This is a genomic window from Sphingomonas xanthus (assembly GCF_007998985.1).
Taxonomy (GTDB): domain Bacteria; phylum Pseudomonadota; class Alphaproteobacteria; order Sphingomonadales; family Sphingomonadaceae; genus Sphingomicrobium; species Sphingomicrobium xanthum.
This window is the reverse complement of record NZ_CP041659.1, coordinates 976,960-1,003,283: the sequence shown is the minus strand read 5'-3', so window position 1 is coordinate 1,003,283 and position 26,324 is coordinate 976,960. Positions and strand designations below refer to the sequence as shown.

The window sequence follows — 26,324 nt, the reverse complement described above, 5'->3', positions numbered from 1 at the left end:
TCAGTCACCGGCAAGGAAGGGGGCGAGTGCCGCGGCGACGATGTCCGGCGCCTGCCAAGGCGCAAAATGGCCTACGCCGGGCAATGGAAATATTTCGATATCCTCGCCAACTTCGCCGACCCCATCGAGCTGGATGGGGAGCAGTGCCTTGTCATCGAGGCCCCAGACAATCCGGACTGGGACCGAGATTTTGGGGAGGCCGCGGGTGACGAAATCGGGGAGGTCAGCGGTCTCGCCTGGCGGCGGCACGACGATCACCGAGGCACGATACCAGTTGAGCATGGCGCTTAGCGCGCCCGGTCGGCTCCACTGGGCGATATAGGTCGCCCGCTCGTCGGGTGGGATGGTGCCGAGATCAACGTGGCTGGCGAAGCTTTTGTCGAAAAAAGTCTCGAAGCCGATACCCTCAACGAACTTTTCGAAATCGGGATCGCGAAAGGCGCGGATATATTGGGAGGCGGCGCGCTGCGGGGCGGACTCGATCTGGCTTTTCTGGAACAGCAGGGGATGGGGTGAATTGATAATCGCCAGACGGCTGATGCGCGATTCGCCAAGGATCGCCGCAGCCCAGGCTATCGCGCCGCCCCAGTCATGGCCGACCAGCGCGTAGTGATCCAGATCGAACGCGTCCGCCAGTGCGAACAGGTCAGCGAGCAGCCGCTCGGTCGCATAAGCTTCGACCTCCTGCGGCCGGTCGCTGTCGCCGAAACCGCGCTGATCCGGCATGATCAGTCGAAACCGGTCGGCCAGCAGCGGGGCCAGCGCGCGCCAGGTGCGATGCGATTCCGGGAAGCCGTGAAGCAGGATCACCGGCGGAGCGTCGTCGGGTCCGGCCAGCGCGACGTTCATTTCTATCCCGCTGGACAAGGACAGGCGCATCTGCCCGAACGCGGCCTCAGTCATCGAGCTTGTAGATGCTGTTGATCGGCCGTTCGAACAGGCGCTGGACCATCGGTTCGAAGAAACTCAGCGGTGCGCTGTCGTAGCTGCTGTCGAACGCCGACTGGTCGTAGAGCTCGCAGAAACGGGCGGTATCCGCGAAGTGCGGATGCCCGCGGAACGCCTCGCGCATGTCGCGGTCACGGCCGATGTGATGAAAGAAATAATAGCCCTGGAAGATTCCGTGGCGCTCGACGATCCAGTGCAATTTCTCACTGACGAAGGGCTTCAGGATGGCGGCGGCAATATCCGGGTGATTGAACGTGCCGAGGGTGTCGCCAATGTCGTGGAGCAGCGCGGCGACGACATAGTCCTCGCGCTCGCCGGCGCGATGGGCTCGGGTAGCGCATTGCAAACTATGTTCCAGCCGATCCACGGGGAAGCCGCCATAATCGCCCTCGAGGAGCTGCAGATGCTTGAGTATCCGCCCGGGAAGCTCGGCCGCGAAGGGCATGAAATGGTGCTGGATCGCGGCCCAGTCCTCGGCTGTTCCCTCGTCCATCGACTTGAAGGTCGCGTTCGCCGCCGTCATGTCCATGCCAAGTCTCCGTTGATCATCCTAAGCCAGCATCGCACCGATCGCCATGCAAGCCTAGGCGCGCGGCGACAAGCCGCCTATATCGCCCTTCATGGATCGGGCCACCGCCAGGCAAGCCGACATGGCGAGTAACAGCGTTCGGGCGTTGGCGGAGGCAGCCGCGCAGGATCGCGCCGCGCGGTCGCGCGGCAAGGGACCGGCGCGGCCGTTCCTTGCCGGGGTCGGGCTCGACCGCCCCTTCTTCGATGACAAGAATCGAGCTTTCTGGGTCCTGCAGTCGATCGGCTGGAGCGGCTATTTCTTCCTCCGCTCGATCTCCGGCCTCGCCAACAACATGGGGGCGATGTTCCTCGTCCATGTGCTGTTGCTGACTGCGACGGGCTATTCACTGACTCTGCTGATGGCATCGCTCTACCGGCGATTGATCACCATGCGCGCGATGTGGACGGTGGCGATCAGCCTCGCCACCGTCGCGCTGGCGGCGGCGGCCTTCTCGTTCATAGAAACATGGAGCTATACGACGTTCCTGCGTCCCGACGCGCGCCCCGCGCGGTTCGAATATCTGGGCGCGATCATCCTTGATTTCTCGATTCTTTCGGCTTGGTCGGCGCTTTACTACGGGATCAACTATTATCTGCTTCTCGAGGATGAGATCGATCAGCGCTCCCAGCTCGAAAGCCAGGCGTCGAGCGCGCAGCTGGCGATGCTCCGCTATCAGCTTAATCCGCATTTCCTGTTCAATACGCTAAACAGCATCTCGACCTTGGTGCTGCTGAAGCAGACCGAGCGGGCCAATGCGATGCTGTCGCGGCTGTCGTCCTTCCTGCGCTACACGCTGGTCAACGAACCGACCGCGAAGGTGACGCTGGTCCAGGAAGTCGAGACGCTGAAACTCTATCTCGAGATCGAGAAGATGCGGTTCGAGGACCGGCTTCGCCCGCATTTCAAGATCGATGCCGACACGATCGGCGCAAGGCTGCCGTCGCTCCTGCTCCAGCCGCTCATTGAGAACGCCATCAAATATGCCGTGACGCCATCGGAAAATGGGGCCGACATCTGGCTGACCGCGCGGCGCGAAGGGCGCGCGGTGCGCATCGAAGTGGCCGACAGCGGGCCAGGCGATGGATCGGTTCCGATCGATGCCCAGTCGACCGGCGTCGGCCTGGCGAACATTAAGGACCGTCTGGCGCAAGCTTATGGCCCGGCACATGGTTATTCCACGCGACAGAACGAACATGGGGGGTTCAGCGTTATTATCGAAATTCCGCTCGAAACCGATCAAAAGGACTTTTCATGACCATCCGTACCATCCTCGTCGACGACGAGCCGCTGGCAACGCAGGGCCTCCGCCTGCGGCTTGAGGCACATGACGACGTGGAAGTCGTCGCAACCGCCGCCAATGGCCGCGAGGCAATCCGGGCAATCAAGACCTACAAGCCGGATCTCGTGTTCCTCGACATCCAGATGCCGGGGTTCGATGGCTTTTCGGTCATCCAGGGCCTCATGGAGCTCGAGCCGCCGCTCTTCGTGTTCGTCACTGCCTATACCGAGCATGCACTGCGGGCGTTCGAAGCGCAGGCGATCGACTATCTCGAAAAGCCGGTGCTTGAGGACCGGCTGGCGGCGACGATGGAGCGGGTGCGCCTGCGCTTGTCCGAGAAGCGCGGCGCCGAAGAGGTCGAGCGCCTGAAGGAAGCCCTAGCCGAACATGCCCCGCAGGCGGCCGAGGAATTGGCCGATGCACAGTCGGACGCCCCCGCCTCTTCCCGTTTCGAACGGATGATCAATATCCGGGACCAAGGACAGATATTCCGCGTCGACGTCGACACAATCGAGCGGATCGACGCGGCTGGCGACTATATGTGCATCCAGACTGGCGAGAATACGCTGATCCTGCGTGAAACGATGAAGGATCTTGAGAAGCGGCTCGACCCGCGCCGGTTCCAGCGCGTCCACCGGTCGACCATCGTCAATCTCGACCAGGTCCGGCAAGTCAAGCCGCACACCAATGGCGAATGTTTCCTCGTGCTGGACTCGGGTGCCCAGGTGAAGGTGTCGCGCAGCTACCGGGATGTCGTCGCGAGGTTTGTGCACTAATGCTGGCGCTGGTCCTGCTGTTGCAGACGGCGCAGCCCGACATTCAGCTCAATGCCCGCATCGAGGCTCGCTCGATGAAGATCGAGCGCCATGGCGAGGCCCGGCTTGAGGTTCGATCGGATCCCGATGGCGGCAATGTCGTCAAGGCTGACGTTTCCCCGCGCACCAAGGCAAAAGAACAGCGCAATGTGGTCGTGACGCTGGATGCTGAGGCGCGCATTGGGACGGATGCTAGCGGCGACGCAACCGGAACAGCCCAGCCGCGTTAGTCGGGGGATTAACAGGGGAGAAAATATAATGCGGCGTTTCTTGTTGCCGGCGATGTTGGCCGGCGCTTTTCTGTTGCCGACGCAGGTGGCGGCGCAATCTCGGCAGGCACAACCGCAGCAGCCCTCGCCGCTCGCGCAGGCGGCCATGGCGGGCGCCGACCAGCCTGACGTGCTTCTCGATATCCCCAATCTTTCGGTCGAGGAATTGACGATCGAAGTCGCCAATCTCGATGTCGACATTTCGCTCGATGCCCGGCTCGCGAACCTCCTGAAGCTGACGGCGGGCGCCAACGCCCATGTCGATCAGGTCAAGATCGGATTGAAGGGCGTTCGGGCCCAAGCCACCCTGATCGTTCGGCTCGACAATGTGAGGGCTATCATCGAACGGACGCTGCAGACGCTCGACAATAACCCGCAGATCGTCAGCCAGCTGCTGTCGACGGTCGACAATAGCGTTGGAACCGTGGGTTCCGTTGCCAACAACGCCGTCGGCACGGTCGGCGGGGTGACCCGTTCGCTGCTTCGAAACGGCCAGGTCCTCGACCTTGCCCGTGCCGGCCTTACCGAAGTTTCGCGGACGGTAAACGGCCAGGGGCAGACCGTCCGGCAGGTCCGGAACAGCGCCGGCCAATTGCTCGAGGTCGTGACCGATGCGGCGGGCAAGATCCTTTCGTCGAGAACGCTCAACCGTTAATCGGAGGAAATTTGCGGAGCCGCGGGCCTGCATCTACAGCATAGCCATGATGAAGTCCCGCTGGCGTGCTGCCACTTCCGCCCTTTCCGTCCTCTGTCTTACCGCTTGCCAGGTTTCGAACGAGGTCGGCGGCGGCAATGGTGTCGAAACCGCCGCCCAGGCGTCCGCCGACGGACTGTCCAAACTAGCGCCGGTCGACATGGCGACGGACACCAGCTTCCTTACCGCCGAAGAGCGGGAGGTGGTCAATCTGCTGATCCAGGCCTCGTCGCTGATGAGCGAGATTTACAAGAGGCAGACGACCCCGGGCTACGACGCGCTGCGCGCCGAAGTAGCGGCGACCGGGGATTCGAAATTGCTGGAGCGGTTCGACGCTTTTTACGGCCCGTGGGACCCGATCAACGACAAGGAGCCGTTCTTCGGCGGCAAGGCGAAGCCTGCGGGCGCGGGCTTTTATCCCGCCGACCTAACCAAGGAAGAATTTGACCGCTACCTCGCCGCTTATCCATCCGAGGCGGATGCGCTGACTAGCGGTTATACGGTGGTCAAACGGCAGGGCGAAAAGCTGGTCGCGGTCCCTTACTCGGTCGAATATCGCCAATGGCTCGAACCCGCGGCCAAGCTATTGGAGCAGGCCGCGGCCAAGACCAGCAACGCAAGCCTCAAGATGTTCCTGACGCTGCGCGCTAAGGCGTTCCGGACTGACGATTATTTCGAATCCGAACTGGCATGGATGGACCTGAGCGGCACGCCCATCGAAATCGCGATTGGCCCCTATGAGGTGTACACCGACGAGCTTTACGGCCGGAAAACGGCCTTCGAGAGCTTCCTCACCATCAAGGACCCGAAGGAATCGGCCGCGCTCGACATCTACAAGGGCGAGCTTCGCGGAATGGAAGCGAATCTGCCTGTCGAGGAGCGCTACAAGAATTTCCAGCGCGGGTTCGAAAGCCCGATCGTGGTCGCTGACCAGATCAGGGGCGGCGGCGATAATGTGCCAGGCGTCCAGACCATCGCCTTTAACCTGCCCAACGATGAGCGAGTTCGTGAGGCAAAGGGAGCCAAGAAGGTCATCCTGCGCAACGTGCTCGGCGCCAAATATGACCGCATCCTGGCGCCGATGGCGCCGCTGGTTCTGGTCGAGTCCCAAGCGAGCGATGTCACCAAGAAATATATGTTCATGGAAACGCTGTTCCATGAACTGTCGCACAGCCTCGGCCCGGGCAGCATTCGGGTTAACGGCCGCCAGACGACAGTGGACAAGGAGTTGAAGGAACTGGGTTCCGGTTTCGAAGAGGCCAAGGCCGACGTCATGGGCACCTGGAACATCTTGTACATGATGGACAAGGGCATTCTGCCCGCCGCCGAGAAAGACCAAGTACGCGCGACCTACGTCGCCGGACTGTTCCGGGCGATGCGGTTCGGGGTGGGCGAGGCGCACGGCAAGGGCGCGGCGATGCAATATCGCTACCTGCGCGAAAAGGGCGCGCTGGTCTGGGATTCCTCGGCCAAGCGCTTCCGGATCGACGAGGCCAAGATCGACCCCGCGATCCGCGACCTGGTCGGGTCAATTGTCCGGCTGCAGGGAGATGGCGACTATGCCGGGTCCAAGGCCTTTCTCGACAAATATGCGGTCCTCGATACCGAGGCCAAGTCGGTGATCGATAGCATGGCGGCGATCCCGACCGATATTCGCCCGAACTATCCGGATCGGATCTGATCGCAGCAAGGACAGGAGCCCGGCCATGGCATCGAGATTCGAGAGATTCGCTGCGCTCCATGTGCCGGGCGACCCGATCATCCTGTACAATGTCTGGGACGTCGGCAGCGCCAAAGCGGTGATTGCCGCTGGGGCCAAGGCGCTCGCCACCGGGAGCCATCCAGTGGCCGACGCGCAAGGCTGGGAGGATGGGCAGGGCGTGCCGATCGACTATGCCCTGGCCAACGCCAAGCGGATCGCCGATTCGACCGACCTGCCTCTGACCGTCGATTTCGAAGGCGCTTATTCGACCGATCCCGGCGCGGGTGCCGCCAATGTCGTCCGCCTCATGGCAAGTGGCGCGGTCGGCTGCAATTTCGAAGATCAGCGGCTTGGCGGTGAGGGAGTCCACCCGCTGCACGACCAGGTCCAGCGCATCGCCGCGATCCGCGACGCGGTCGGAGAGGCGTTTTTCATCAACGCGCGCACGGACGTTTTCCTGAAGGCGGCCCAGCAAGATGCAGCGCTGGTCGATGAGGTCATTGACCGCGGCAAGGCGTTCGCCGACGCCGGAGCGAGCGGGTTTTTTGTTCCCCGCCTTTCCGACCCGCGCCAAGTCGAAAAGGTGGTGCGCGCAGTGCCCTTGCCGCTCAACCTGATCGCCTTTCCAGGCGCGCCGGCCAAGTCCGACTGGGCGAGCGCGGGCGTTGCGCGGATCAGCCATGGACCGTTCCCGCACCGCGCCTTGATGGCCCAGCTTACCGAGGCGGCGCGGGCCGCGATCTTATAGAATCGACATGGCCGGGACCGGCCCCCGGCTAGGACAGATTCGCCTTTCGCTTTTGCCAGAACCAGCGGCGGGATGGTCCGGAGTTCAGCACGCTGCGACGGAAGATCGCCGCGGCAATCCGCAGAATGAGGACCACCCACAGGATCTGCCAGGCCAGCGCTAGCAGATGGGGCCAAAGTGCCGCCTGCTCCGCCGCCCGACCGATCATCGCGAAGGGCGAGGAGAGGGGGAAGACGGCAGCGCCGATCGCCTCGGCGCTCGCCGGCTTGCCGACGCCCAGCGAGGCGAAACCGAATAGAACCACCTGAGCCATGGTGACCGGCATCGACAAGGTCTGCACTTCGCGGACCGTCGAAGCCTGCGCCCCGATCCCGAGGAAGGTTGCGCCGATCAACAGATAGCTCATCGAAAAATACACGAGGGTCAGCACCAGAAAAACCGGCCAGCCGATCGCCGGCGGGGGCATGGCGCCCAGGCCTCCCTCCATCCAGATGGCGATAGCCGCGGCCCCCGCGCTGGCCCAGACGGTGATCCCGACCAGCGACATGGCGAGCATCGCGAACAGCTTGCCAAGGAAGATGGAGTCGACTGGCACGGCAGCGGCAAGAACCTCGATCACCTTGTTCGACTTTTCTTCGATCAGCTGGCTAAGCAGCATGCCGGCAAGAAGGATGGTGAGCACGAACAACACGGTCTGGCCGAGGCGCGCGGTGATTTCCCGGGCAAAGGCGACCGATCCCGACGAGGTCCTGGTCAGCGTTACCGCCAATCCCTGCCCGCCGGGTGGCAGGGGCTGGACTTGCAGCCTCTGGGCTTCGGCGACGAACATGCCGACCTGGCGGACCGTCCGCCCGTCGGCGGATACGGCGCCGGTGAAATGCGGGGCGAACAGGCCACCTTCAAGGACCCCCAGCACGGGATTGGCGTCGTCGGACAGCAGTTGTCTGGCTTGCCTTGCTGGATCGCTACCCGGAGCCACTCGGCGAAGTTCGACGAAGGGCCGGTCATCGGCCAGCGGGCTGAGCCGCTCCCGGGCTTGCTGAAGCAGACGGAAGTCGGCCGGTGAAGCGATGACCGCGACGGCTGGCGGCACGCTATTCTGTTCGACACGGGCGCCAATGCCGCCAAAGGTGAAGCCGAGGAGGATCGGAAACAGCGGGCCCAGCAGGAATAGCAAAAAGGTTTTGCTGAATACGGTCGCGGTAAAGTCGCGGCGGGCGATCACGAAGGCCGCGCGGATGGTCTCGGGCATGATCATGCGGCTTCCTCCGGATCCTGCGCATGACCCATTTCCCGGGCGGCTGCCTCCCCGGCGATGGCGATAAAGGCGTCGTGCAGTCCCGGCCGCTCGATACTCAATGTCTCGATCCCCGCGCCGCCGTCGATCATCGCCTTGAGCAGGGGCTCGGGCCCGGTTTCCGGCAATTCGAAGCGCCATTCGCCGGCGACTTGCCGCGCCTTGGCGGGCAGGGCCGAGCGCCACGCCCCGTCGGCGACCCGGGTACGCAAGCGGACAATCGGACGAAGACGGCCGCGCGCGTCGTCGACCGCTCCTTCGAAGGCGACCCGCCCTTCCGCGATGATGGCTACGCGTTCGCAAAGCCGTTCGGCATGGGCGATCACATGGGTCGAAAAGATTACGGTGACGCCGGCGGCTGCCTGGTCGCGGATCAGCTGCTCAAGCTTTTCCTGGTTGAGCGCGTCGAGCCCGGAGAAAGGCTCGTCGAGAACGATCAGTCGGGGGCGGTGGACGATGGTGCCGAGCAATTGCACGGTCTGGGCCATCCCCTTGGACAGCGTACGGATCGGGCGCTTGGCCCAGTCGCCATGTCCGCGCTCATCGAGCAATGCGATCGCCCGGCGTCGGCCTTCGGCAATCGGCAGACCCCGAAGCGCGCCCATGAAGGCAATGGCCTCCATCGCCGGCATCGCCGGGTACAAGCCTCGCTCCTCGGGCAAATAGCCGACCTCGCGGGCCACCTGCAGCGGCTGATCGTGACCGAGCAGGCTGCGCGTGCCGCTGCTCGGGTCGATGATCCCCAGCATCATCCGGATGGTCGTCGTCTTGCCCGCGCCATTGGGGCCCAGAATGCCGGTAATGCGGCCCTCCGGGACCGTCAGGCTGACGCCGTCGACCGCGCGCTTTCCGTCGAAATCCTTTGTCAGGTCCCTCGCCTGCGCGGCAATCGCTCTTTCCCCCATGGCCGCAATGGGTAAAGGCTCGTTGTATCATGGCAAGCCTCAAGACCCGGATTTTCGACAAGGCGAGGGAGCTTGGCTTCTGTGCCTGGGGGATCGCCCGCGCCGATTCCGCGCCCGAGGCCGGTCAGCGGCTGCGCGAATGGATCGCCGCCGGCCATCATGGCGACATGGGCTGGATCGAGGATCGCGCCGATCAGCGCGCAACTCCTGCCGGTCTGTGGCCGGACGCAAGGTCGGTCATCGCGCTGGGGATGAGCTATGCGCCGGCCCATGACCCGCTGGCGCTGGCCGGGGCAAGGAACCGGGGTCGCATTTCGGTCTATGCCCAGGGCACCGACTATCACAAGGTGGTCAAGAAGGCGCTCAAGGCGATGGGCCGCTGGCTCGCCGACGAGGCAGGATGCGAGCTCAAGGTGTTCGTCGACACCGCCCCGGTGATGGAAAAACCGCTGGCCGCGGCGGCCGGGGTCGGGTGGCAGGGCAAGCACAGCAATTTGCTCAACCGCGAACATGGCAGCTGGCTTTTCCTTGGCATCATCTACACGACATTGGACCTGGAGCCTGATCCGGCGGCCGAACCGCACTGCGGTAGCTGCACGCGCTGCATCGACGCCTGCCCCACCGCGGCCATTGTCGCACCGAACCTGGTCGATGCGCGGCGTTGCATTTCCTACCTGACGATCGAGCAGGCGGGTCCGATCCCGGTCGAGTTTCGCGAAGCGATCGGCAATCGCATTTACGGCTGCGACGATTGTCTGGCGGTTTGCCCGTGGAACCGCTTCGCCCGCGCCGCGCAGGCCAATCGGGCCTTTCACGCCCGGCCGGAGCTTGTCGCGCCGGCGCTGGCCGACCTCCTGGCGCTCGATGACCGCGCGTTTCGCGAACTGTTTTCAGGCTCGCCGATCAAGCGCATCGGCGTCGACCGGATGATCCGCAACTGCCTCGTCGCGGCAGGCAATAGCGGCGACAAAACGTTAATCGAGGCGGTAAGACCGCACCTGGCAAGCGGCAATCCGGTGATTGCCGAGGCCGCCGGCTGGGCGATTGCCCGGCTGGACGCTTAGCGGCCTTCGATCGCCGCGAAACATTGCTGTGGGTTGATCTCGGTGCCTTGGTGCGTGCGCGTATCGACATGAATGACGCGCGGCACTCCCTGGCCAGATTCCGGCGGATAGAGATAGGCGTCCAGCACGCAATTCGACCCGCTGTACTGCAGCTTGGTTGCGACGCCCTCGCGAATTGTCAGCCGGGGGCTTCCAAAATGCTGGGCAAGTTCGACCGCGGTCATCCCGGCAAGGGTGCGATGCTCATGGGAACTGCTGAGCAGGGGCGCCGAAGTTACCGGGCCGGGGGTCTGCGTTGTCGGGCTCGAGGCGCAAGCGGCAAGTCCAAGGGCAGCGAAGGGAAACAGACGGCGCATTTGCCCTGTGTGGCGGGCGTGCGCAGCGCTGGCAAGCTTGCGCCGGCCCGCGGCGGGGGCTAGGCGGCGCGGCCAATCCTCAGTCATCATCGGAGATCCCATGTCACAGCCCCGCTTCGACGTGCTTTGCATCGGCAACGCCATCGTCGACGTCATCGCCGATGCCGACGATTCCTTCCTCTCGGAGCAAGGCCTTGACAAGGGGGCGATGCGGCTGATCGATGAAGCGGAAGCGGTTCGGCTCTACGGCGCGATGGGTCCCGGCCGCGAGATCAGCGGCGGCTCGGCGGGCAACACGGCGGCCGGGGTTGCGGCGCTCGGGCTTGCCGCAGCCTTCGTCGGCCAGGTCGCCGCCGACCAGCTTGGGACCATCTACAAGCATGATATCGAAGCGCAGGGCATCGCCTTCCTCGTCAAGCCGCGCAACGATGTCGGTGCTACCGCGCGCTCGCTGATCCTGGTCACGCCGGATGCGCAGCGGACCATGAACACCTTCCTCGGCGCGGCGCAGATGCTCGAATGTTCGGCGATCGACCCGGCGGCGATTGCCGATGCCGCCATCCTCTATCTCGAAGGCTATTTGTGGGATCCGGAAGTGCCGCGCGCGGCGATGGAGGCGGCCATGGCGGCGGCCCGGGACGCCGGGCGCAAGATCGCCTTTACCCTGTCCGATACTTTCTGCGTCGACCGTCACCGCGACGGCTTCTGGACGCTGCTAAGGGATGGTCGGATCGATATTCTGTTCGCCAATGAGGCCGAAGCGCTAGCGATGGTCGGCACCGATGACATCGACCAGGCCATTGCGGCTCTGGCCGGGGTGACGCCGATGTTGGTCGTGACCCGAAGCGAGAAGGGGGCCATCGCGGTCGGCGCCGGCGAACGCGCGGCGGTCACTGCCGAGCCGATCGAGCGGTTGGTCGACACGACCGGCGCTGGTGACCTGTTCGCGGCCGGGTTCCTTGCCGGCCAGGCCCGCGGACTGGGGCTGGAGGCCTCGCTTAAGCTTGGCGCGATCGCTGCCGCCGAAGTGATCCAGCATTATGGTGCCCGCCCCGAGCGCGACCTCAGGGCGTTGGCGGCGGATATCCTTTAGCTAAAAAAAAGGGGAGGCGGTGAAGCCTCCCCTTCTCTTTCGATTGGACCCCTGGCCTAGCCGCGGGTCTCCGGGCTGCCCGGAACCGGCGTGCCCGGCAACGGCAGGGCGTCGATCGGCGGTGCGTTGGGATCGAGTTCCGGAACCTCGACGATGCCTTTGCCGAGATGGCTGCGGCTACGGCTGTAGCCGAAGTAGACGAGGAAGCCGAGGATCGACCAAATCGGCAGTACCATCATCGCCTCGAACGGCAGGTTGAAGAACAGGAACAATGTTCCCAGCACCGTCAACGGACCGATCACCACCAGCGCAGGCACCCTGAACGGACGCTCCCGGCCGGGCGACTGCTTGCGCAGCAGCATGACCGCGATTGCCACCATGAAGAAGGCGTAAAGCGTTCCGGCATTGGCAATATCGGCAAGCTGGCCGACCGGCAGGAAGGCCGCCGCGATGGCGACTACGACGCCGGTCATCGCGGTGACGATATAGGGCGTCTTCCACTTCGGGTGCACTTCGGACAGCTTCTCGGGAAGCAGGCCGTCGCGCGCCATGACGAAGAAAATGCGGGTCTGGCCGAACAACAGGATCAGGATGACCGATGGCAACGCCAGGAAGGCGGCGATGCCGAGCATGTTGCCGACCCCGGACCAGCCGATCTGCCGCAGGACGTGCGCAAGCGCCTCATTCGAACAAACCAGTGCATCGCGGAATTCAGGCAGCGCGCACTGGCGGGCCAGCTCTTCGGAACCAGCCGGGAAGGGAATACCGTTCGGCCCCATGATCGGCTGGCCGCCGATGGTGCCGACGGCGCCGGCGGCAACCAGGATGTAGAAGACGGTGCAGAACAGCAGCGACCCGATCAGGCCGATCGGGACATTGCGCTGCGGATTCTTGGTTTCCTCGGCCGCGGTCGAGACCGCGTCGAAGCCGACATAGGCGAAGAAGATCGTCGCGGCTGCGCCGACCGCCCCGACCCCGCTGCCGAACCCGCCGAACAGGCCGGCAGGAAGGAACGGGTTGAACTTGTCAGGGTCAAAATAGGCGCTGGTCAGCGTCAGGCCGATGAAGGCAGTGAGCGCGGCAACCTTGATCGCCACCAGGACGGCGTTGACGCGCGCGCTTTCGGTCGTGCCGATCATCAGCAGCCAGGTGATCAGGAGGGCGATGACCAGCGCGGGCAGGTTGATGAACCCGCCTTCCGCGCCACCAAGCGCCAGCGGCCCGGCACTAAGATAGGCAGGTAACTGGAAATTGAAGAATTCGTTGAGGATCGTACCTGTGAAATAGCCCGACCAGCCGACCGACACCGCGGAGGCGGCGATGGCATATTCAAGAACCAGCGCCCAGCCGACCGTCCAGGCGAGAAATTCGCCCATCGTGGCATAGCTATAGGTGTAGGCGGAACCGGCGACCGGGATCATGGCCGCGATCTCGGCATAGCAAAGCGCGGCCACAACACAGACCGCGCCGGCGATGATGAAGGCAAGCATCAGGCCTGGCCCGGCCTTCTGGGCACCCGCCGACGTCAGCACGAAAATCCCCGTGCCGATGATACAGCCGATACCGAAAAGCGTGAGTTGCAACGCGCCTAGGGTGCGGTGCAGCGATTTTTTCTTCGCCGTTGCGAGAATGGCGTCGAGCGGTTTGACGCGGTCTAGAAGCATGCTGTTCCCCTTGGAATGCGAGGCGCTGTGCATGCAGCGCCCGCTGTTCTGGCGCGGAGCCTAGCGGCTCGAAAGACGGGCGCAATCCCCTAGGAAGAATTCGTCAGGGCCTGTTGCTCCCGGCGCACTGATCACCGCTGAAGCATGGGCCCCAACGGCTGGCCGCCAAAGACGTGGACATGAAGGTGAGGCACCTCCTGGCCGCCGCGCTTCCCGACGTTGCTGAGGATGCGATAGCCCTGCGTGTCGGCACCGGTCATCCGTGCGACCTCGCCGATGGTTCGCACGAAATCGCAGATTTCCGCCTCGCTTGCGCTGGCGGTGAAATCGTCCCAGCTGACATACTCGCCCTTGGGGATCACCAGAACATGGATTGGGGCCAGCGGCTGGATGTCGTGGAAGGCGAGGCTGTGCTCGCTCTCCATCACCGTTTTGGCGGGCAGTTCCCCCCTTAGGATCCGGGCGAAAATATTCTGCCCGTCATAGGGCTGCTTGGCGTCGATGGGCATGGATCTCGCTGGACTCCGCTTGACCGGTGGTGCCTCATCGCTACCACGAAAGATGATGAATGAGGAAACCCCTGAGTCCCTGATTCCCTACGATGAAATCGTACAGGAAGCGTTGCGCGCGGTTGTCGGCCGGGTGCTCCATGAGGTCGAAATGCAGGGCGCGCTGCCCGGAACCCACCATTTCTACATCACCTTCAAGACTCGCATGCCCGGGGTTTCGATCCCCAAGCACCTGGTCGAGCGTTTTCCGGACGAGATGACGATCGTCATCCAGCACCGTTTCTGGGACCTCAAGGTTACCGAGGAAGGGTTTTCGGTCGGCCTGAGCTTCGGCGGAGTGCCCTCGACCCTGGTCGTGCCCTTCGCGGCAGTGACCGATTTCGTCGACCCGGCGGTTGATTTCAGCCTCAAGTTCCAGGCCAATGGCGCGCCCGAAGGGCATGAAGACCATGACGAGGCCGAGAATGATGTGCCTGCCGCCGAACCGATCGAGGACGGCTCTAACGTCGTCAGCGTGGATTTCACCCGCAAGAAGTAGCGCGGGCACGGGCGAACTCGACTCCCTTCGCATCGCTGGCTAGGGGCATCGGCAACTTCCTCTGCCGATGGATATGCCCTCATGAACAGTCCGACCCGCACCGAAACCGACAGCTTTGGCCCGATCGACGTCCCGGGTGACAGCTATTGGGGCGCCCAGACCGAACGGTCGATAGCCAACTTCCCGTTCGGAGATCGGGAGCGGATGCCGGCAGAGATTGTCCACGCGCTGGGTTATGTGAAACAGGCCGCAGCGCGGGTTAATGCGCGGATCGGCGGGCTCGACGCGAACATTGCCGAAGCCATTCAGCAGGCCGCGGGCGAAGTCGCCAGGGGCGACCTCGACGGACAGTTCCCGCTGGTCATCTGGCAGACGGGTTCGGGCACCCAGTCGAACATGAATGCCAATGAGGTCATCGCCGGCCGCGCCAATGAGCAGTTAACCGGAAGCCGCGGCGGCAAGGACCCCGTCCACCCCAACGATCATGTCAACAAGGGCCAGTCGTCGAACGACAGTTTCCCGACCGCGATGCACATTTCCGCGGGTATCGCCATCTATCGCCGGCTGCTCCCCGCGCTGAGGCGTATCCACGCCCGGCTGGCCGAGCAGTCGGAGCGGTGGGACAGCCTCGTCAAGATTGGCCGCACCCACCTCCAGGACGCCACCCCGCTGACTCTCGGTCAGGAGTTTTCGGGCTACGCGGCGATGATCGAGGACAATATCGTCAGGGTTGAAGCCGTGCTGCCCCGGGTGATGCGGCTGGCCCAGGGAGGGACCGCGGTGGGGACGGGCCTGAACGCACCTGCTGGTTTCGCCGATGCCTTCGCCAAGGAGGTGGCCAACCTGACCCAGCTGCCCTTCACCTCGGCGCCGAACAAGTTTGCCGAGCTGGCGGCGCATGACACGATGGTCGAACTGTCGGGAGTCCTCAACACCATCGCGGTGAGCCTGTCGAAGATCGCCAATGACATCCGGCTGCTCGGCTCGGGACCGCGTTGCGGGCTTGGCGAACTGAAGCTTCCGGAGAATGAGCCGGGCAGCTCGATCATGCCGGGCAAGGTCAACCCGACTCAGTGCGAAATGCTGACCATGGTCGCCGCCCAGGTGATGGGCAACCATGTGGCGGTCACCGTTGGCGGCCTCCAGGGGCATATGGAACTCAATGTCTTCAAGCCGCTGATCGGCGCGAACATCATCCGCTCGATCAACCTCCTGTCGACGGGCATGATGAGCTTCACCGAGCGCACGCTCGACGGGCTCGAGGCTGACGAACAGCGGATTGCCGACCTCATGAACCGTTCGCTGATGCTGGTCACCGCGCTGGCCCCGGAAATCGGCTATGACAATGCCGCCACCATTGCCAAACATGCGCATAAGAAGGGCCAGACCCTCAAGGAAGCGGGTTTGGAACTGGGGCTGGTTGACGAGGAGACTTTCAACCGGCTCGTCAGGCCGGAGAATATGCTCGGCCGATAAGGAGGAACTTGTGGACATGTGGAAGCGAATTGCGGGCCTGCTGATCGGCGGCGCAGCCTTGCTTAGCGGCTGCGCGCCGCGCCAACTTCCCGCACCCACGGCGCCGGCCACCGTCGCCGTCGTTCCCGCGGCGACAGCGCTTGCGCCCGCAATCTACATGCAGGTCGCGGCGTCGAGCGCGCTTTTCGCGGTGAGGGCGTCCGAAATCGCCGCCCAGCGATCGGGCGATGTCCGGTTCCGGGGCCTGGCGCAAGCCATCGCCGCCGACCAGCGGGGCATCGGCTCCCAGCTCAGCTTCGCGGGACGGCGCCTAGACCTGCTCCCAACGGCTTCGCTGACCGCAGCGCAGGCTGCCGACCTCGATCGGTTGCGGATTTCGGGAAGTGTGGAGACGACCTACCGGCAGCTACTCGATCCGGTCCTGGCCGAGGCCGCGCAGGCCCATTCCTCCTTCGCCGCAAATGGCTCGAGTGCGACGTTGAAACCGGTTGCCCGGATGGCCGCGCCGGCCACCGGACGAAACCTGCAGATGCTGCGGAATCGCTAGAAGCGAAGGTTCAGCCTGGCGCCGATATTGTCGATGCCCGGGTTCTGCCCGCTGAAAATCGTGGCGTGGCTGAGATGGACCCAGCTGGCTTCTACAGTTACGCGGGGGCTGACGCGAACGCCGATCCCTAGTTCGGGGGCGAACAGCAGGCGGCTGCCAAATTCGATCCTGCCATTGCCGGGCTTGTCGAAATCGGCTTTCGAGCCATTGTGAACCGCAAGGCCCAGGCCTGGACGAACGTAAAGCTTGTCGCCGAACTTCCAGGACAGACCGGCGGACAGGTAACTTGTGTCGCCCTTGCTGTTCACCGCGGCGAACAGGTGAGGTTCAAGCCCGGTCCCCGGAATGATCTGATCACCTCGAAGTCCCAGCTGGAAATCGATTCCGCCTTCAGGCGACCCGCCGAGGGTGAGCGGCGTGTCGACTCCATGGACGTAAAGGCCGCCAAACACTTCGCTCGCTTGCGCCGGGGTAGCCAGGGTGGAAACGGCCAACGCAACAATTACCGCTATCTTCATGGAACGGCACGATAATCAACTAATGGCGGCGCGCAAGCGACTAAGCGACCTGCCATGATTTGATTGCCTCGCTGGGCGCCAGCAGCATCCACAGGTTCAAGGTCAGATTGTCGCGAATGGCGATCAAAGGCACGATCTCCAGTGCCAGTACAAGGACAAGGCTCGCCCAAAGTGGCAGGCGCCGCGCGGCGGCGAATCCGGCGGCCATCATCATCATGTCGCTGGCGGAGTTGAGGATCGAGTCGCCGCTATAGCCAAGCGCCGCGGTCGCTTCGCGGTAGCGGTCGATGACCATCGGCGTATTCTCGACAATTTCCCAGGCTGCCTCGACCGCCAGCGCTGCCGCCAACCGTTGCTCAGCGGTGGCGCCGCGCCACAGCGCATTGAGCAGGGCGTAAAAGATAAAGCCATGGACAAGGTGGCTGGGGCTGTACCAGTCGAACAGCATCTGGCTCTGCCTGGGCCCGACCTCGCCCCATATTGCGATAGTGCCACAGGTGCAGATTGGCGGGCGGCCCATGGTCCACAGGACCGCTGCCAAAAGTAAGGAAAAGCGGCCGGGGCCGCTGCACTGCAGCCAGCATGGCCTTGAGGAGTAGCAGCGTCGTAGCGCTTGCCAAGGCGGCGATGCTGTCGCACCCATGGAACCATGTTGCGCCTGTTCGGACCTGGATGCATCGCCGCCCCGATCGATGCCGCGCGGAACGTCGAGGATGCCGAAAAGGCGATCTGGGTCGACCTTCTCGAGCCGACGAAGGACGAGGAACAGTTCGCCGAGAAGCTGATCGGCACCAATGTTCCGACCCGCGAGGAGATGCTGGAAATCGAACCTTCCAGCCGTCTTTACGAGAAGGATGGCGTCACCTTCATGACCATGTCGGTGATCTACGGGATCGAGGAAGGGCGGCCGTCGACCGATCCGATAAGCTTCATCCTGACCAGGAATCACCTGGTCACGGTGCGCTACATCGACCCCGATCCTTTCATTGTTTTCGCTGACCATGCTTATGCCGATCCATCGCTCGCTGGCGATCCGTTGACGGTGCTGGTGAAATTGCTCGATGCGGTGGTCGACCGGCTCGCCGACGCGCTTGAAGAGGCAGGGGCAAGCATCGAGGCGACCTCGACCCAGATTTTCGAGCGCGAGCGGCGGGCTCGGCGGCGGCATCCCGAGCTTCGCTATGAGGCATTGATGATCCGCATCGGCAGCATGCAGCGGCTGCTCGCGCGGTTGCGGGAAAGCTCGGTCAGCACCAGCCGGATGCTGAGCTTCCTGGCTGCGCTCGACCTGATCAGCGACCACCCCAGCCAGTTGCGCCATGTCAAAAGCCTGATCGCCGACGGCCGAGCGCTCGACGACCACAGCGATTTCTTGGCGGAGAACCTCAACTTCCTGCTCGACGCCTCGCTGGGCATGATCACGCTCGAACAGAATATGGTCATGAAAGTCTTCTCGGTGGTCGCCGTGGTGCTGATGCCGCCGACACTCATCGCCGGCGTCTATGGGATGAATTTCCGCCATATGCCGGAGCTGGACTGGCTCTACGGCTATCCGATGGCCTTGGGCCTGATCCTGGTCAGCGCGGTGCTGCCCTTCCTGATCGCGCGGAAACGCGGCTGGCTTTAAAATCGGGAATGCTCCCGCCCTTTGTCATGCGCCGCCATTCTTGCTAGTGGCGCGGCCAACCGCCGCCGGGCGTGCCCGCGCGGACTTCAACATCGATGAAATCTCGAAGGAATCCCGATGATCCCGACCGGCCAGGACAGCTTGAAGACCCGTTCCACGCTGGAGGCCGGAGGCAAGCGATACGCTTATTACTCGCTCGAAAAGGCTGCGGCGGCGCTGGGGGACGTGTCGCGCCTGCCCTTTTCGATGAAGGTGCTGCTCGAAAATCTGCTGCGGTTCGAGGATGGCGATACGGTCACTCGCGACGACCTTCAGAGCATGGTCGACTGGCAGAAGGAACGGCGCATCAACCGCGAAATCCAGTATCGCCCGGCCCGGGTCCTGATGCAGGACTTCACCGGCGTCCCCGCCGTGGTCGACCTCGCTGCGATGCGCGACGCGATGAAAGGGCTGGGAGGCGACGCCCAGAAGATCAACCCGCAGGTGCCGGTCCACCTGGTGATTGATCATAGCGTGATGGTCGACGAATTCGGCAACCCCAAGGCGTTCGAAAAGAACGTCGAGCTCGAATATGCCCGCAACGCCGAGCGCTATGAATTTCTGAAATGGGGATCGCAGGCGTTCGACAATTTCAAGGTTGTTCCGCCCGGCACCGGTATCTGCCACCAGGTCAATCTGGAGAATATCGCCCAGACGGTGTGGTCGTCCAAGGACCAGTCGGGTGAGGAAGTCGCCTATCCCGACACGCTGGTCGGGACCGACAGCCATACAACCATGGTCAACGGGCTCGGCGTGCTCGGATGGGGCGTCGGCGGGATTGAGGCCGAAGCCGCGATGCTCGGCCAGCCGGTCAGCATGCTGATCCCCGAGGTGGTAGGATTCCGGCTGTCCGGCGCGCTGAAGGAAGGAATCACCGCGACCGACCTGGTGCTGACCGTCACCCAGATGCTTCGGGCCAAGGGCGTGGTCGGCCGGTTCGTCGAATTTTTCGGCCCCGGCCTCGATGCGCTCAGCCTCGCCGACCGTGCGACGATCGCCAACATGGCACCCGAATATGGCGCGACCTGCGGCTTCTTCCCGATCGACGAGCGGACGATCGAATATCTGAAACTGACTGGCCGTGACGATGACCGGATCGAACTGGTCCGCGCCTATGCCGAAGCCCAGGGGATGTGGCGCGATTCGTCGACACCCGACCCGATCTTCACCGACACAGTCGATCTCGACATGGGCAGCGTCGAACCCTCGCTTGCCGGTCCCAAGCGTCCGCAGGACCGGGTCCGCCTGAGCGAGGTTGACGAGCTGTTCAATGCCGAACTTGAAACCACTTACCAGAAGCATGACGACCCGCGGGTCGCGGTTGCCGGCGAATCGTTCGACATCGGCAATGGTGACGTGATGATCGCCGCGATCACCAGCTGCACCAACACGTCGAACCCCTCGGTCCTGATCGCCGCCGGCCTGGTGGCGCGCAAGGCTCGCGAAAAGGGCCTGACGCGCAAGCCCTGGGTCAAGACCAGCCTCGCCCCGGGAAGCCAGGTCGTGACGGAATATCTCAACGCCTCCGGCCTTAGCGAAGACCTGGACGCGATCGGCTTCAACCTGGTCGGCTATGGCTGCACCACTTGCATCGGCAATTCGGGCCCGTTGCCGGAGCCGATCAGCAAGGCAATCAACGAGAATGACCTGGTTGCCGCCTCGGTCCTGTCGGGCAACCGCAACTTCGAAGGTCGCGTCTCGCCCGATTGCCGCGCCAACTATCTCGCCTCGCCTCCGCTGGTGGTAGCCTATGCCCTGATGGGGACGGTTCGCTCGGACATGAACAAGACTCCGCTGGGCCAGGACCGGCAGGGCGTCGACGTCTTCCTGAAGGACGTCTGGCCGACCAATGACGAAGTCCGCCAGTTGATCGACGCCCATGTATCGCGCGACATGTTCATCTCCCGCTACGCCGACGTCTATGCCGGGGACGAACGCTGGCGGGCGATCGAGGTCGGGGGCGGCGACACCTACGACTGGCCGGAACAGTCGACCTATATCCAGAACCCTCCCTATTTCACCGGCATGACGATGACGCCCGAGCCGCTGACCGACATTGAAGGCGCGCGGGCCCTCGCATTGTTCGGCGACTCCATCACCACCGACCACATCTCCCCGGCCGGCGCGATCAAGCTCGACAGCCCGGCCGGCAGCTATCTTATCGACAAGGACGTCCCAAGGGCGGAGTTCAACAGCTATGGCGCGCGTCGCGGCAACCATCAGGTAATGATGCGCGGTACCTTCGCCAACATCCGCATTCGCAATCGGATGCTGGACGGGGTCGAAGGGGGCATGACCCGCTACGTGCCCACCGGCGAAACCATGCCGATCTACGACGCGGCGATGAAGTACCAGGCTGAAGGCACGCCCCTGGTGGTCATCGCCGGCAAGGAATATGGCACCGGGTCCTCGCGCGACTGGGCAGCGAAGGGGACCATCTTGCTTGGGGTCCGAGCGGTATTGGCCGAAAGCTTCGAGCGGATCCACCGTTCGAACCTGGTGGGGATGGGCGTTCTGCCGCTGCAGTTCGCCGATGGTGAAAATTGCGCGACCTTTGCGCTCGACGGCAGCGAGACATTCGCGGTTGAAGGTGTGGCCGACATTGCGCCGCGCCAGGACGTCGAGGTCAAGGTTACCCGGGCCAATGGCGAGCAGCTGGTGATCAAAGCCCGCTGCCGGATCGATACCTACAATGAGCTCGAATATTATCGTTCGGGCGGCATCCTCCACTATGTGCTGAGGAACCTGGCGGCCTAATCGGGATGGGCGGGCGCATCGACCTGAGCCATGTTATCGAGGACGGCATGGTCACCTTCAGGGGACTGCCCGGCCCGCAGATCTGCGACTTCTGGACCCGGGAGGCGTCGGCGGCCAATTACGACGACGGCTCAAGTTTCCAGATCGGCCAGATCCTGATGGTCGCCAATACCGGCACCTATGTCGACAGCCCGTTTCATCGCTATGCCGACGGCAAGGACCTGAGCGAACTGTCGCTGGACCTGCTCGCGGATCTTGATGGCGTGCGGGTCCGCGCGCCCCATGAAGCCGAGATCGCGATCGACGCGTCGGCCTTCCGCGGCCTCGACGTGCGCGGCAAGGCGGTGCTGGTGGCCACCGGCTGGGACCGGCATTGGCGTAGCGACACCTATTTGAGCGATCATCCATTCCTCACCGCGGACGCCGCCGATTGGCTGGTCGACCATGGCGCAGCCTTCGTGGGGATCGACAGCCACAATATCGATGACACGCGCGCGCGCGCGCGTCCGGTCCACAGCACGCTGCTGGCCGCGGGCATTCCGATCGGCGAACATCTCACCAACCTCGCCGCGCTTCCCGACAGCAGCTTCAGGTTCCACGCGGTCCCGCCGAAGGTGAAGGGAATGGGGACCTTCCCGGTTCGCGCCTACGCGCTGATCTGAAGCCAGTCCGGCTGGGTTGCGCCCGCGGGGATGGCATCGATCCGGGCATGGACCACCGCTAGCCCGAGGTCGGGATAGGCAATCCTCGTCCGTTCCCCGCCTTCTCCCTCGACGACAAGCAGGCGCCGGTTGACCTTCTGCCGCCAATTCATTCGCGCGGTGTTTTCCTGGCCGACGAAACAGCCTTTGCTAAAGCTGACGCCGTTGAGTTCGGCGCCATTGCATTCGAGCCAGAGGAGGTCGCCGAGTTCGGCTCGGCCCTCGCACACGCCGAGGCGAAGACGGTGTTCCAGCCAGCCGTCGGTAGGGTCGTCCGCAGGACCCAGCCAGCGCTGGCCGAGGGCCGCGAGCCGCGGATCCGCTGGATGCGGGCCGCTTTGGTCGGCCGACCAATGCACCGCCATTCCTTCGTCCCGTTTGATCGCAATCGCCCGCCGCAGGCGATAGATCGACAGCCGCCGGATCAGATCGCCCGCCGAATCCGCTTCGCAATCGAGAAGCAGGTCGTTGCCATCTTCCCAGACAATGAAATCGAACAGGCATTTGCCTTGGGCCGACAATAGTCCCGCCCAGACCGGCAGACTTGCTGCAACATCCTGCGTTACGAGGCCCTGCAGGAAGTCGCGAACGCCTTCCCCGGACAGGCGGACGACGGCGCGGTCGGCAAGGGTGGTCGCGGGCATTAGCCTTAGCTAAGGAGCCTCAGTGACATTGCAACGCCTGACGATCCGCCGCCCCGACGATTGGCATGTCCATCTTCGCGATGGAGAGATGCTGGAACGCGTCGCGCCCTTCACCGCGCGCCAGTTCGGCAGAGCGATCGTCATGCCCAACCTTTCCCCGCCAGTGACCAGCATCGATGCTGCCTCTGCCTATCGCGCGCGGATCGTGGCGGCGGCGGGCGAGGGGTTCACGCCGTTGATGACGGCCTACCTCACCGACACCATCGATGCCGACGCATTGGCGCGCGGCCACGACGAAGGCGTGTGGGTGGCGGCCAAGCTATACCCGGCCGGCGCCACGACCAACAGCGCCAGCGGCGTCACCGATATTTCCAACGTGCATGCGGTGCTTGAGCGGATGCAGGACATCGGCATGCTGCTGTGCGTTCATGGCGAGGTGACCGACCCCGACATCGACGTGTTCGACCGGGAAGCCGTTTTCATCGACCGAATCCTCGAACCGCTTGTCCGCCGCTTTCCCGCGCTCAGGATCGTGCTTGAACATATCACCACGCGGCAGGCTGCGGAGTTCGTCGCCGACGCGCCGGATAGCGTCGCAGCGACGGTGACGCCGCAGCATCTGATGCTGAATCGCAATGCCTTGTTCCAGGGCGGGTTGCGGCCGCACGCCTACTGCCTGCCAGTCGTCAAGCGCGAGGAACATCGGCTCGCGGTGCGCCGGGCGGCGACTTCCGGCAGCGCGAAATTCTTCCTCGGGACCGATAGCGCGCCACACGAGGTAGCGGCCAAGGAATCGTCCTGCGGCTGCGCCGGCATATTCAACGCGCCCTATGCGCTCGAAGCCTATGCGCAGGTATTTGATGAAGAAGAGGCGCTCGATCGGCTGGAGGCCTTCGCCAGCCTCAATGGTCCAGCCTTTTACGGGCTTGAGCCCAATTCGGATTCGGTCACCCTTGAGAAAGCGGCTTGCCCGGTCCCCGACCGCGTTGCCGGGCTGGTCCCGTTCGGGGCGGGCGGCGAGTTCAGCTGGCGGATGGCCTGACGCCGCCTGTTCCTTCGGGCCCGATCATGTCGCCGAAGAATGTTTCCATCCGCGCATAGCATTCGCACGATCTTGCCATCAGTCCCGAGCGATCCTTGATCTCGATCTGGCTGCGCCGCGTCGTGATCAATCCCTCGTCCTGCAGCTGGCGCGTGACGGCATTGACCGTCGTGCGCTGCACACCGAGCAGGCCGGCAAGCGATTCCTGGGTCAGCTCGAGCCGGCTTCCGGCGCGGTCCTGCGCGGTCAGAAGCCAGCGGGCTGCCCGCGCTTCAATCGGGTGAAAGCTGTTGCAGGCAACGGTCTGCATGACCTGTCCCAACAAATAGTCGGCGTAGCGGCAAAACAGGTTGTTGAGCTGCGGCGAAGCGGCCTTGGCCTCCTCGACCAGTTTCATCGGAATCTGCAACGCCGGACCCGCGACCATCACTTCGGCGCGCGAAAAGGCCGGGACGTTGCCGCAACTGACGATGCCGCCGACCGCGCCCTCCCGGCCGATGGTGGCGACCTCGACCGAACGTCCGTTGTCGAGGTCAACGACCAGCGAGACCATCGTCGGTCCGAACGGGAAGGTCGAATAGGCCACCTGACCGCCCCGGCGAAACAGGATTTCGCCATTGTCTAGGTCAATCGGCCGGGCTGCATCCTTGAGCCGCGCGCGCAGATCCGCGGGCGTGGTGCTGAGCAGCCGGTTCCCCGCGAAAGCTTCGCTGAGGTCGTGCATCAGGTCCTGGATCATCGATGGCTTCCCCTCGTTGCCATAGGGAAATGATCGGAAAGCCAAACTGTTTCCCGCAACCCCGTTCAAGGGCGGTTGAACCGCGCCAAAGGGTTCGCTAAGGCCCGCGGGCGCCGCATTCCCGGAGACGTGGGTGAGTGGCTGAAACCAACGCTTTGCTAAAGCGTCATACGGGAAACCGTATCGAGGGTTCGAATCCCTCCGTCTCCGCCACCGGTCATTGAATTCTCGCGATATTTTCCTCCGACCTGGGTTCGGCTTCGGTAACTTTCGCGGGCCGAAATTGCCGCCAGTCAGTTCGGATTGCGCTCCACCACTGTGCGCAGGACCGGCGCCGTGATGATGTCGTCGACCCCATCAAGAGCCGCCAGCCTTTCGCGAAAATCGCCAAGGGCCGCATTGTCGCTGACGCTGGCGACAATTACCGCGTCGATAGTCGGTCCGGCGACGGACCAGCAAGCGCGGATTTCCGGCCAGTCGCGCAACTTGCGTAAAACCGGTTCGCACGGCCTGACCGCAATGCGCACAAGCAGGATGCCGGTCACCGCAGCCTTGTCCTGATCCCCCCGAACGATCGTGTATCGCGAAATCGTGCCCTGGTCCTCGAGCCGCGCGAGGCGCTCCTGGACCGCGCTTCGGGACAGGCCGACCGCCTTGGCAAGGGCCACGACCGGGCGTCGCGCATCTTTTTCAAGCAGGCCGAGCAACCGCCGGTCCACATCGTCAAGCACCCTGCCTGCCATGATCCTACCTCCGGCGGCAATGTGCCTGCAGCGCCGGCAGATCGCCAGTTGTTTTCCGACGCGGCCCCGACCCATGCCAGGTGCAAGGAGACGCTGGATGAAGAAATTCGAAGGAAGCCGGTTTACAAGCGAAAAGCCGTGGGGCGGCCCGAACGTCGCAAGGCTCGCCGACGCGCTCGTCAAGCTCAGGTGGACCGACCAGCCGTTCCGCTGGCATGCCAACAAGGGCACCGAAATTTTCGTCGTGCTTGACGGGGAGGTCGACATGCATGTCCGGTCCGGCGGTCAGCCTTCCCGGATCATCCATCTGCGCACGGGCGACCTCCTCCATATCGAAAGCGGGGAGGAGCATGTCGCCCATCCGCGTGGAGAGGCGCGGATACTGGTCGTCGAGGAGGCCGAGCAATGACCGCCGTTCGCGCCGCATTCTTCGGCGACAGCCTCACTCTGGGCGTGGGCGATCCGGAAAAGCTTGGCTGGGCTGGGCGGCTGGCCCGCGCGGCGCAAGCAAACGGGCACGATATCACGGCCTATAATCTCGGCATCAGGCGCGACACCAGCAGTGACATCGCGCGCCGCTGGGGTGCGGAAGCCGAGGCGCGCCTGCCGGCATCGGCCCGCCGCCTGCTGCTTTTCTCGTTCGGAACCAACGACTGTCTCGAAGAAGACGGCCGGCGCCGCGTTTCGCACGCCCAGTCGCTGGACAATGCGCGGGCAATCCTTGAGCCGGCGCTCCGCTTCGCCCCGGTCCTGGTTGTCGGTCCGCCGCCGGTCGCCGACGAAGCCGAGAATCTGCGCATCGCCGCCCTGTCGTCCGACCAGCATGCGCTTTGCGACAGACTCGGCATCGACTTCATTCCATTATTTGCCCTGCTGCGCTGCGCCGAACCCTGGGTGTCGAGCCTGTCCGATGGATATCATCCGGGCGCAGCGGGCTACGCCCTCGCCGCCGACATCATCGGCGCATCGCCAAAATGGACCTCGGCAATCGGCGGCGAAGATGCGCCGCCAGTTGGTTTGACCGCTTCCGGCTGATCGT

At 63.8% G+C, this 26,324-nt stretch carries 29 protein-coding genes and 1 tRNA gene; 18 read left to right on the top strand and 12 right to left on the bottom strand.

The genetic code is table 11. From position 1 onward, the window contains the following. Together FMM02_RS05020 and FMM02_RS05015 are read right to left on the bottom strand one after the other, a co-directional pair. Entirely contained in the window at positions 1 to 903 is a 903-nt protein-coding gene (locus FMM02_RS05020; protein ID WP_147493833.1) for an alpha/beta fold hydrolase, read from the bottom strand. Beyond that, on the bottom strand, positions 896 to 1,477 hold the full coding sequence (locus tag FMM02_RS05015) for an HD domain-containing protein (RefSeq protein WP_222703830.1): 582 nt from the start codon (positions 1,475 to 1,477) through the stop codon (positions 896 to 898). Before FMM02_RS05015 ends, FMM02_RS05020 begins: the two co-directional genes overlap by 8 nt. Before the next feature lie 91 nt (positions 1,478 to 1,568). Here FMM02_RS05015 and FMM02_RS05010 point away from each other — a divergent pair, with 91 nt between their 5' ends. From FMM02_RS05010 to FMM02_RS04985, 6 genes are read left to right on the top strand one after another with little or no spacing between them, the layout of a single operon-like run. Further along, complete coding sequence (locus FMM02_RS05010) at positions 1,569 to 2,774, top strand: sensor histidine kinase (RefSeq protein ID WP_246104828.1); 1,206 nt, start codon at positions 1,569 to 1,571, stop codon at positions 2,772 to 2,774. Further along, complete coding sequence (locus tag FMM02_RS05005) at positions 2,771 to 3,574, top strand: LytR/AlgR family response regulator transcription factor (protein WP_147493832.1); 804 nt, start codon at positions 2,771 to 2,773, stop codon at positions 3,572 to 3,574. The genes FMM02_RS05010 and FMM02_RS05005 overlap by 4 nt, the downstream gene beginning before the upstream one ends. Then, positions 3,574 to 3,843, top strand: coding sequence for a hypothetical protein (locus FMM02_RS05000; protein WP_147493831.1), 270 nt, complete (start codon positions 3,574 to 3,576; stop codon positions 3,841 to 3,843). The genes FMM02_RS05005 and FMM02_RS05000 overlap by 1 nt, the downstream gene beginning before the upstream one ends. Before the next feature lie 28 nt (positions 3,844 to 3,871). Then, positions 3,872 to 4,537, top strand: a complete 666-nt coding sequence (locus tag FMM02_RS04995) for a hypothetical protein (RefSeq protein ID WP_147493830.1) — start codon at positions 3,872 to 3,874, stop codon at positions 4,535 to 4,537. Between the two features lie 46 nt (positions 4,538 to 4,583). After that, positions 4,584 to 6,257, top strand: coding sequence for a dipeptidyl-peptidase 3 family protein (locus FMM02_RS04990; protein WP_147493829.1), 1,674 nt, complete (start codon positions 4,584 to 4,586; stop codon positions 6,255 to 6,257). A 25-nt stretch (positions 6,258 to 6,282) separates the two neighbouring features. Continuing rightward, the gene (locus tag FMM02_RS04985) at positions 6,283 to 7,026 is read left to right on the top strand and encodes an isocitrate lyase/PEP mutase family protein (protein ID WP_147493828.1); all 744 of its coding nucleotides are present in this window, start codon (positions 6,283 to 6,285) and stop codon (positions 7,024 to 7,026) included. Between the two features lie 28 nt (positions 7,027 to 7,054). On the opposite strand, the gene FMM02_RS04980 is transcribed toward FMM02_RS04985, so the two are convergent. Both FMM02_RS04980 and FMM02_RS04975 read right to left on the bottom strand, forming a co-directional pair. After that, entirely contained in the window at positions 7,055 to 8,278 is a 1,224-nt protein-coding gene (locus tag FMM02_RS04980; protein WP_147494973.1) for an ABC transporter permease, read from the bottom strand. Between the two features lie 2 nt (positions 8,279 to 8,280). Then, the gene (locus tag FMM02_RS04975; RefSeq protein WP_147493827.1) at positions 8,281 to 9,228 is read right to left on the bottom strand and encodes an ABC transporter ATP-binding protein; all 948 of its coding nucleotides are present in this window, start codon (positions 9,226 to 9,228) and stop codon (positions 8,281 to 8,283) included. Positions 9,229 to 9,257: 29 nt separating this feature from the next. On the opposite strand from FMM02_RS04975, the gene queG reads away from it, so the two are divergent. Beyond that, positions 9,258 to 10,292, top strand: coding sequence for a tRNA epoxyqueuosine(34) reductase QueG (queG, locus tag FMM02_RS04970; protein WP_147493826.1), 1,035 nt, complete (start codon positions 9,258 to 9,260; stop codon positions 10,290 to 10,292). Here the strand turns inward: queG and FMM02_RS04965 are convergent. Further along, complete coding sequence (locus FMM02_RS04965) at positions 10,289 to 10,648, bottom strand: hypothetical protein (RefSeq protein WP_147493825.1); 360 nt, start codon at positions 10,646 to 10,648, stop codon at positions 10,289 to 10,291. The genes queG and FMM02_RS04965 overlap by 4 nt on opposite strands. 100 nt (positions 10,649 to 10,748) lie before the next feature. Between FMM02_RS04965 and FMM02_RS04960 the strand changes: the two genes are divergently transcribed. Beyond that, positions 10,749 to 11,741, top strand: a complete 993-nt coding sequence (locus FMM02_RS04960) for an adenosine kinase (protein ID WP_147493824.1) — start codon at positions 10,749 to 10,751, stop codon at positions 11,739 to 11,741. A gap of 56 nt (positions 11,742 to 11,797) precedes the next feature. Here FMM02_RS04960 and FMM02_RS04955 read toward each other — a convergent pair whose 3' ends face one another. Beyond that, positions 11,798 to 13,405, bottom strand: a complete 1,608-nt coding sequence (locus tag FMM02_RS04955) for an amino acid permease (protein WP_147493823.1) — start codon at positions 13,403 to 13,405, stop codon at positions 11,798 to 11,800. A gap of 131 nt (positions 13,406 to 13,536) precedes the next feature. Then, entirely contained in the window at positions 13,537 to 13,914 is a 378-nt protein-coding gene (locus FMM02_RS04950; protein WP_147493822.1) for an HIT domain-containing protein, read from the bottom strand. Between the two features lie 55 nt (positions 13,915 to 13,969). Here FMM02_RS04950 and FMM02_RS04945 point away from each other — a divergent pair, with 55 nt between their 5' ends. From FMM02_RS04945 to FMM02_RS04935, 3 genes are all read left to right on the top strand, one after another. Further along, on the top strand, positions 13,970 to 14,452 hold the full coding sequence (locus tag FMM02_RS04945) for an SspB family protein (protein ID WP_147494972.1): 483 nt from the start codon (positions 13,970 to 13,972) through the stop codon (positions 14,450 to 14,452). Between the two features lie 81 nt (positions 14,453 to 14,533). Then, entirely contained in the window at positions 14,534 to 15,928 is a 1,395-nt protein-coding gene (gene fumC, locus FMM02_RS04940; RefSeq protein ID WP_147493821.1) for a class II fumarate hydratase, read from the top strand. Between the two features lie 16 nt (positions 15,929 to 15,944). After that, complete coding sequence (locus FMM02_RS04935; RefSeq protein WP_187107850.1) at positions 15,945 to 16,475, top strand: DUF4142 domain-containing protein; 531 nt, start codon at positions 15,945 to 15,947, stop codon at positions 16,473 to 16,475. On the opposite strand, the gene FMM02_RS04930 is transcribed toward FMM02_RS04935, so the two are convergent. Together FMM02_RS04930 and FMM02_RS04925 are read right to left on the bottom strand one after the other, a co-directional pair. After that, on the bottom strand, positions 16,472 to 16,993 hold the full coding sequence (locus FMM02_RS04930; RefSeq protein WP_147493819.1) for an acyloxyacyl hydrolase: 522 nt from the start codon (positions 16,991 to 16,993) through the stop codon (positions 16,472 to 16,474). The two genes, FMM02_RS04935 and FMM02_RS04930, sit on opposite strands and share 4 nt — an antisense overlap. Before the next feature lie 40 nt (positions 16,994 to 17,033). Beyond that, complete coding sequence (locus FMM02_RS04925; RefSeq protein WP_246104826.1) at positions 17,034 to 17,513, bottom strand: DUF2585 family protein; 480 nt, start codon at positions 17,511 to 17,513, stop codon at positions 17,034 to 17,036. Between the two features lie 129 nt (positions 17,514 to 17,642). Between FMM02_RS04925 and FMM02_RS04920 the strand changes: the two genes are divergently transcribed. The 3 genes from FMM02_RS04920 to FMM02_RS04910 all read left to right on the top strand — a co-directional run bounded on the left by FMM02_RS04920 (position 17,643) and on the right by FMM02_RS04910 (position 22,078). Continuing rightward, the gene (locus FMM02_RS04920; RefSeq protein WP_147493817.1) at positions 17,643 to 18,620 is read left to right on the top strand and encodes a magnesium transporter CorA family protein; all 978 of its coding nucleotides are present in this window, start codon (positions 17,643 to 17,645) and stop codon (positions 18,618 to 18,620) included. A gap of 117 nt (positions 18,621 to 18,737) precedes the next feature. Then, positions 18,738 to 21,416, top strand: coding sequence for an aconitate hydratase AcnA (gene acnA / locus FMM02_RS04915; RefSeq protein ID WP_147493816.1), 2,679 nt, complete (start codon positions 18,738 to 18,740; stop codon positions 21,414 to 21,416). 5 nt (positions 21,417 to 21,421) lie between these two features. Further along, positions 21,422 to 22,078, top strand: a complete 657-nt coding sequence (locus FMM02_RS04910) for a cyclase family protein (RefSeq protein WP_147493815.1) — start codon at positions 21,422 to 21,424, stop codon at positions 22,076 to 22,078. Here FMM02_RS04910 and ygfZ read toward each other — a convergent pair. After that, a complete protein-coding gene (gene ygfZ / locus FMM02_RS04905; protein WP_147493814.1) occupies positions 22,063 to 22,761 on the bottom strand; it encodes a CAF17-like 4Fe-4S cluster assembly/insertion protein YgfZ in 699 nt (232 codons plus the stop codon). The genes FMM02_RS04910 and ygfZ overlap by 16 nt on opposite strands. Positions 22,762 to 22,783: 22 nt before the next feature. On the opposite strand from ygfZ, the gene pyrC reads away from it, so the two are divergent. Next, positions 22,784 to 23,803, top strand: a complete 1,020-nt coding sequence (pyrC, locus tag FMM02_RS04900) for a dihydroorotase (RefSeq protein WP_246104825.1) — start codon at positions 22,784 to 22,786, stop codon at positions 23,801 to 23,803. Here the strand turns inward: pyrC and FMM02_RS04895 are convergent. After that, complete coding sequence (locus FMM02_RS04895) at positions 23,784 to 24,542, bottom strand: Crp/Fnr family transcriptional regulator (RefSeq protein WP_147493813.1); 759 nt, start codon at positions 24,540 to 24,542, stop codon at positions 23,784 to 23,786. The genes pyrC and FMM02_RS04895 overlap by 20 nt on opposite strands. Positions 24,543 to 24,665: 123 nt before the next feature. Between FMM02_RS04895 and FMM02_RS04890 the strand changes: the two genes are divergently transcribed. After that, positions 24,666 to 24,755 (top strand) — tRNA-Ser (locus FMM02_RS04890). An 80-nt stretch (positions 24,756 to 24,835) separates the two neighbouring features. Here the strand turns inward: FMM02_RS04890 and FMM02_RS04885 are convergent. Next, positions 24,836 to 25,285, bottom strand: coding sequence for an Lrp/AsnC family transcriptional regulator (locus FMM02_RS04885; RefSeq protein ID WP_187107849.1), 450 nt, complete (start codon positions 25,283 to 25,285; stop codon positions 24,836 to 24,838). A gap of 97 nt (positions 25,286 to 25,382) precedes the next feature. On the opposite strand from FMM02_RS04885, the gene FMM02_RS04880 reads away from it, so the two are divergent. After that, positions 25,383 to 25,694: a cupin domain-containing protein gene (locus tag FMM02_RS04880; RefSeq protein WP_147493811.1), complete on the top strand. Its 312-nt coding sequence runs from the start codon at positions 25,383 to 25,385 to the stop codon at positions 25,692 to 25,694. Continuing rightward, on the top strand, positions 25,691 to 26,320 hold the full coding sequence (locus FMM02_RS04875; protein ID WP_147493810.1) for a GDSL-type esterase/lipase family protein: 630 nt from the start codon (positions 25,691 to 25,693) through the stop codon (positions 26,318 to 26,320). The genes FMM02_RS04880 and FMM02_RS04875 overlap by 4 nt, the downstream gene beginning before the upstream one ends. Positions 26,321 to 26,324 lie beyond the last annotated feature (4 nt).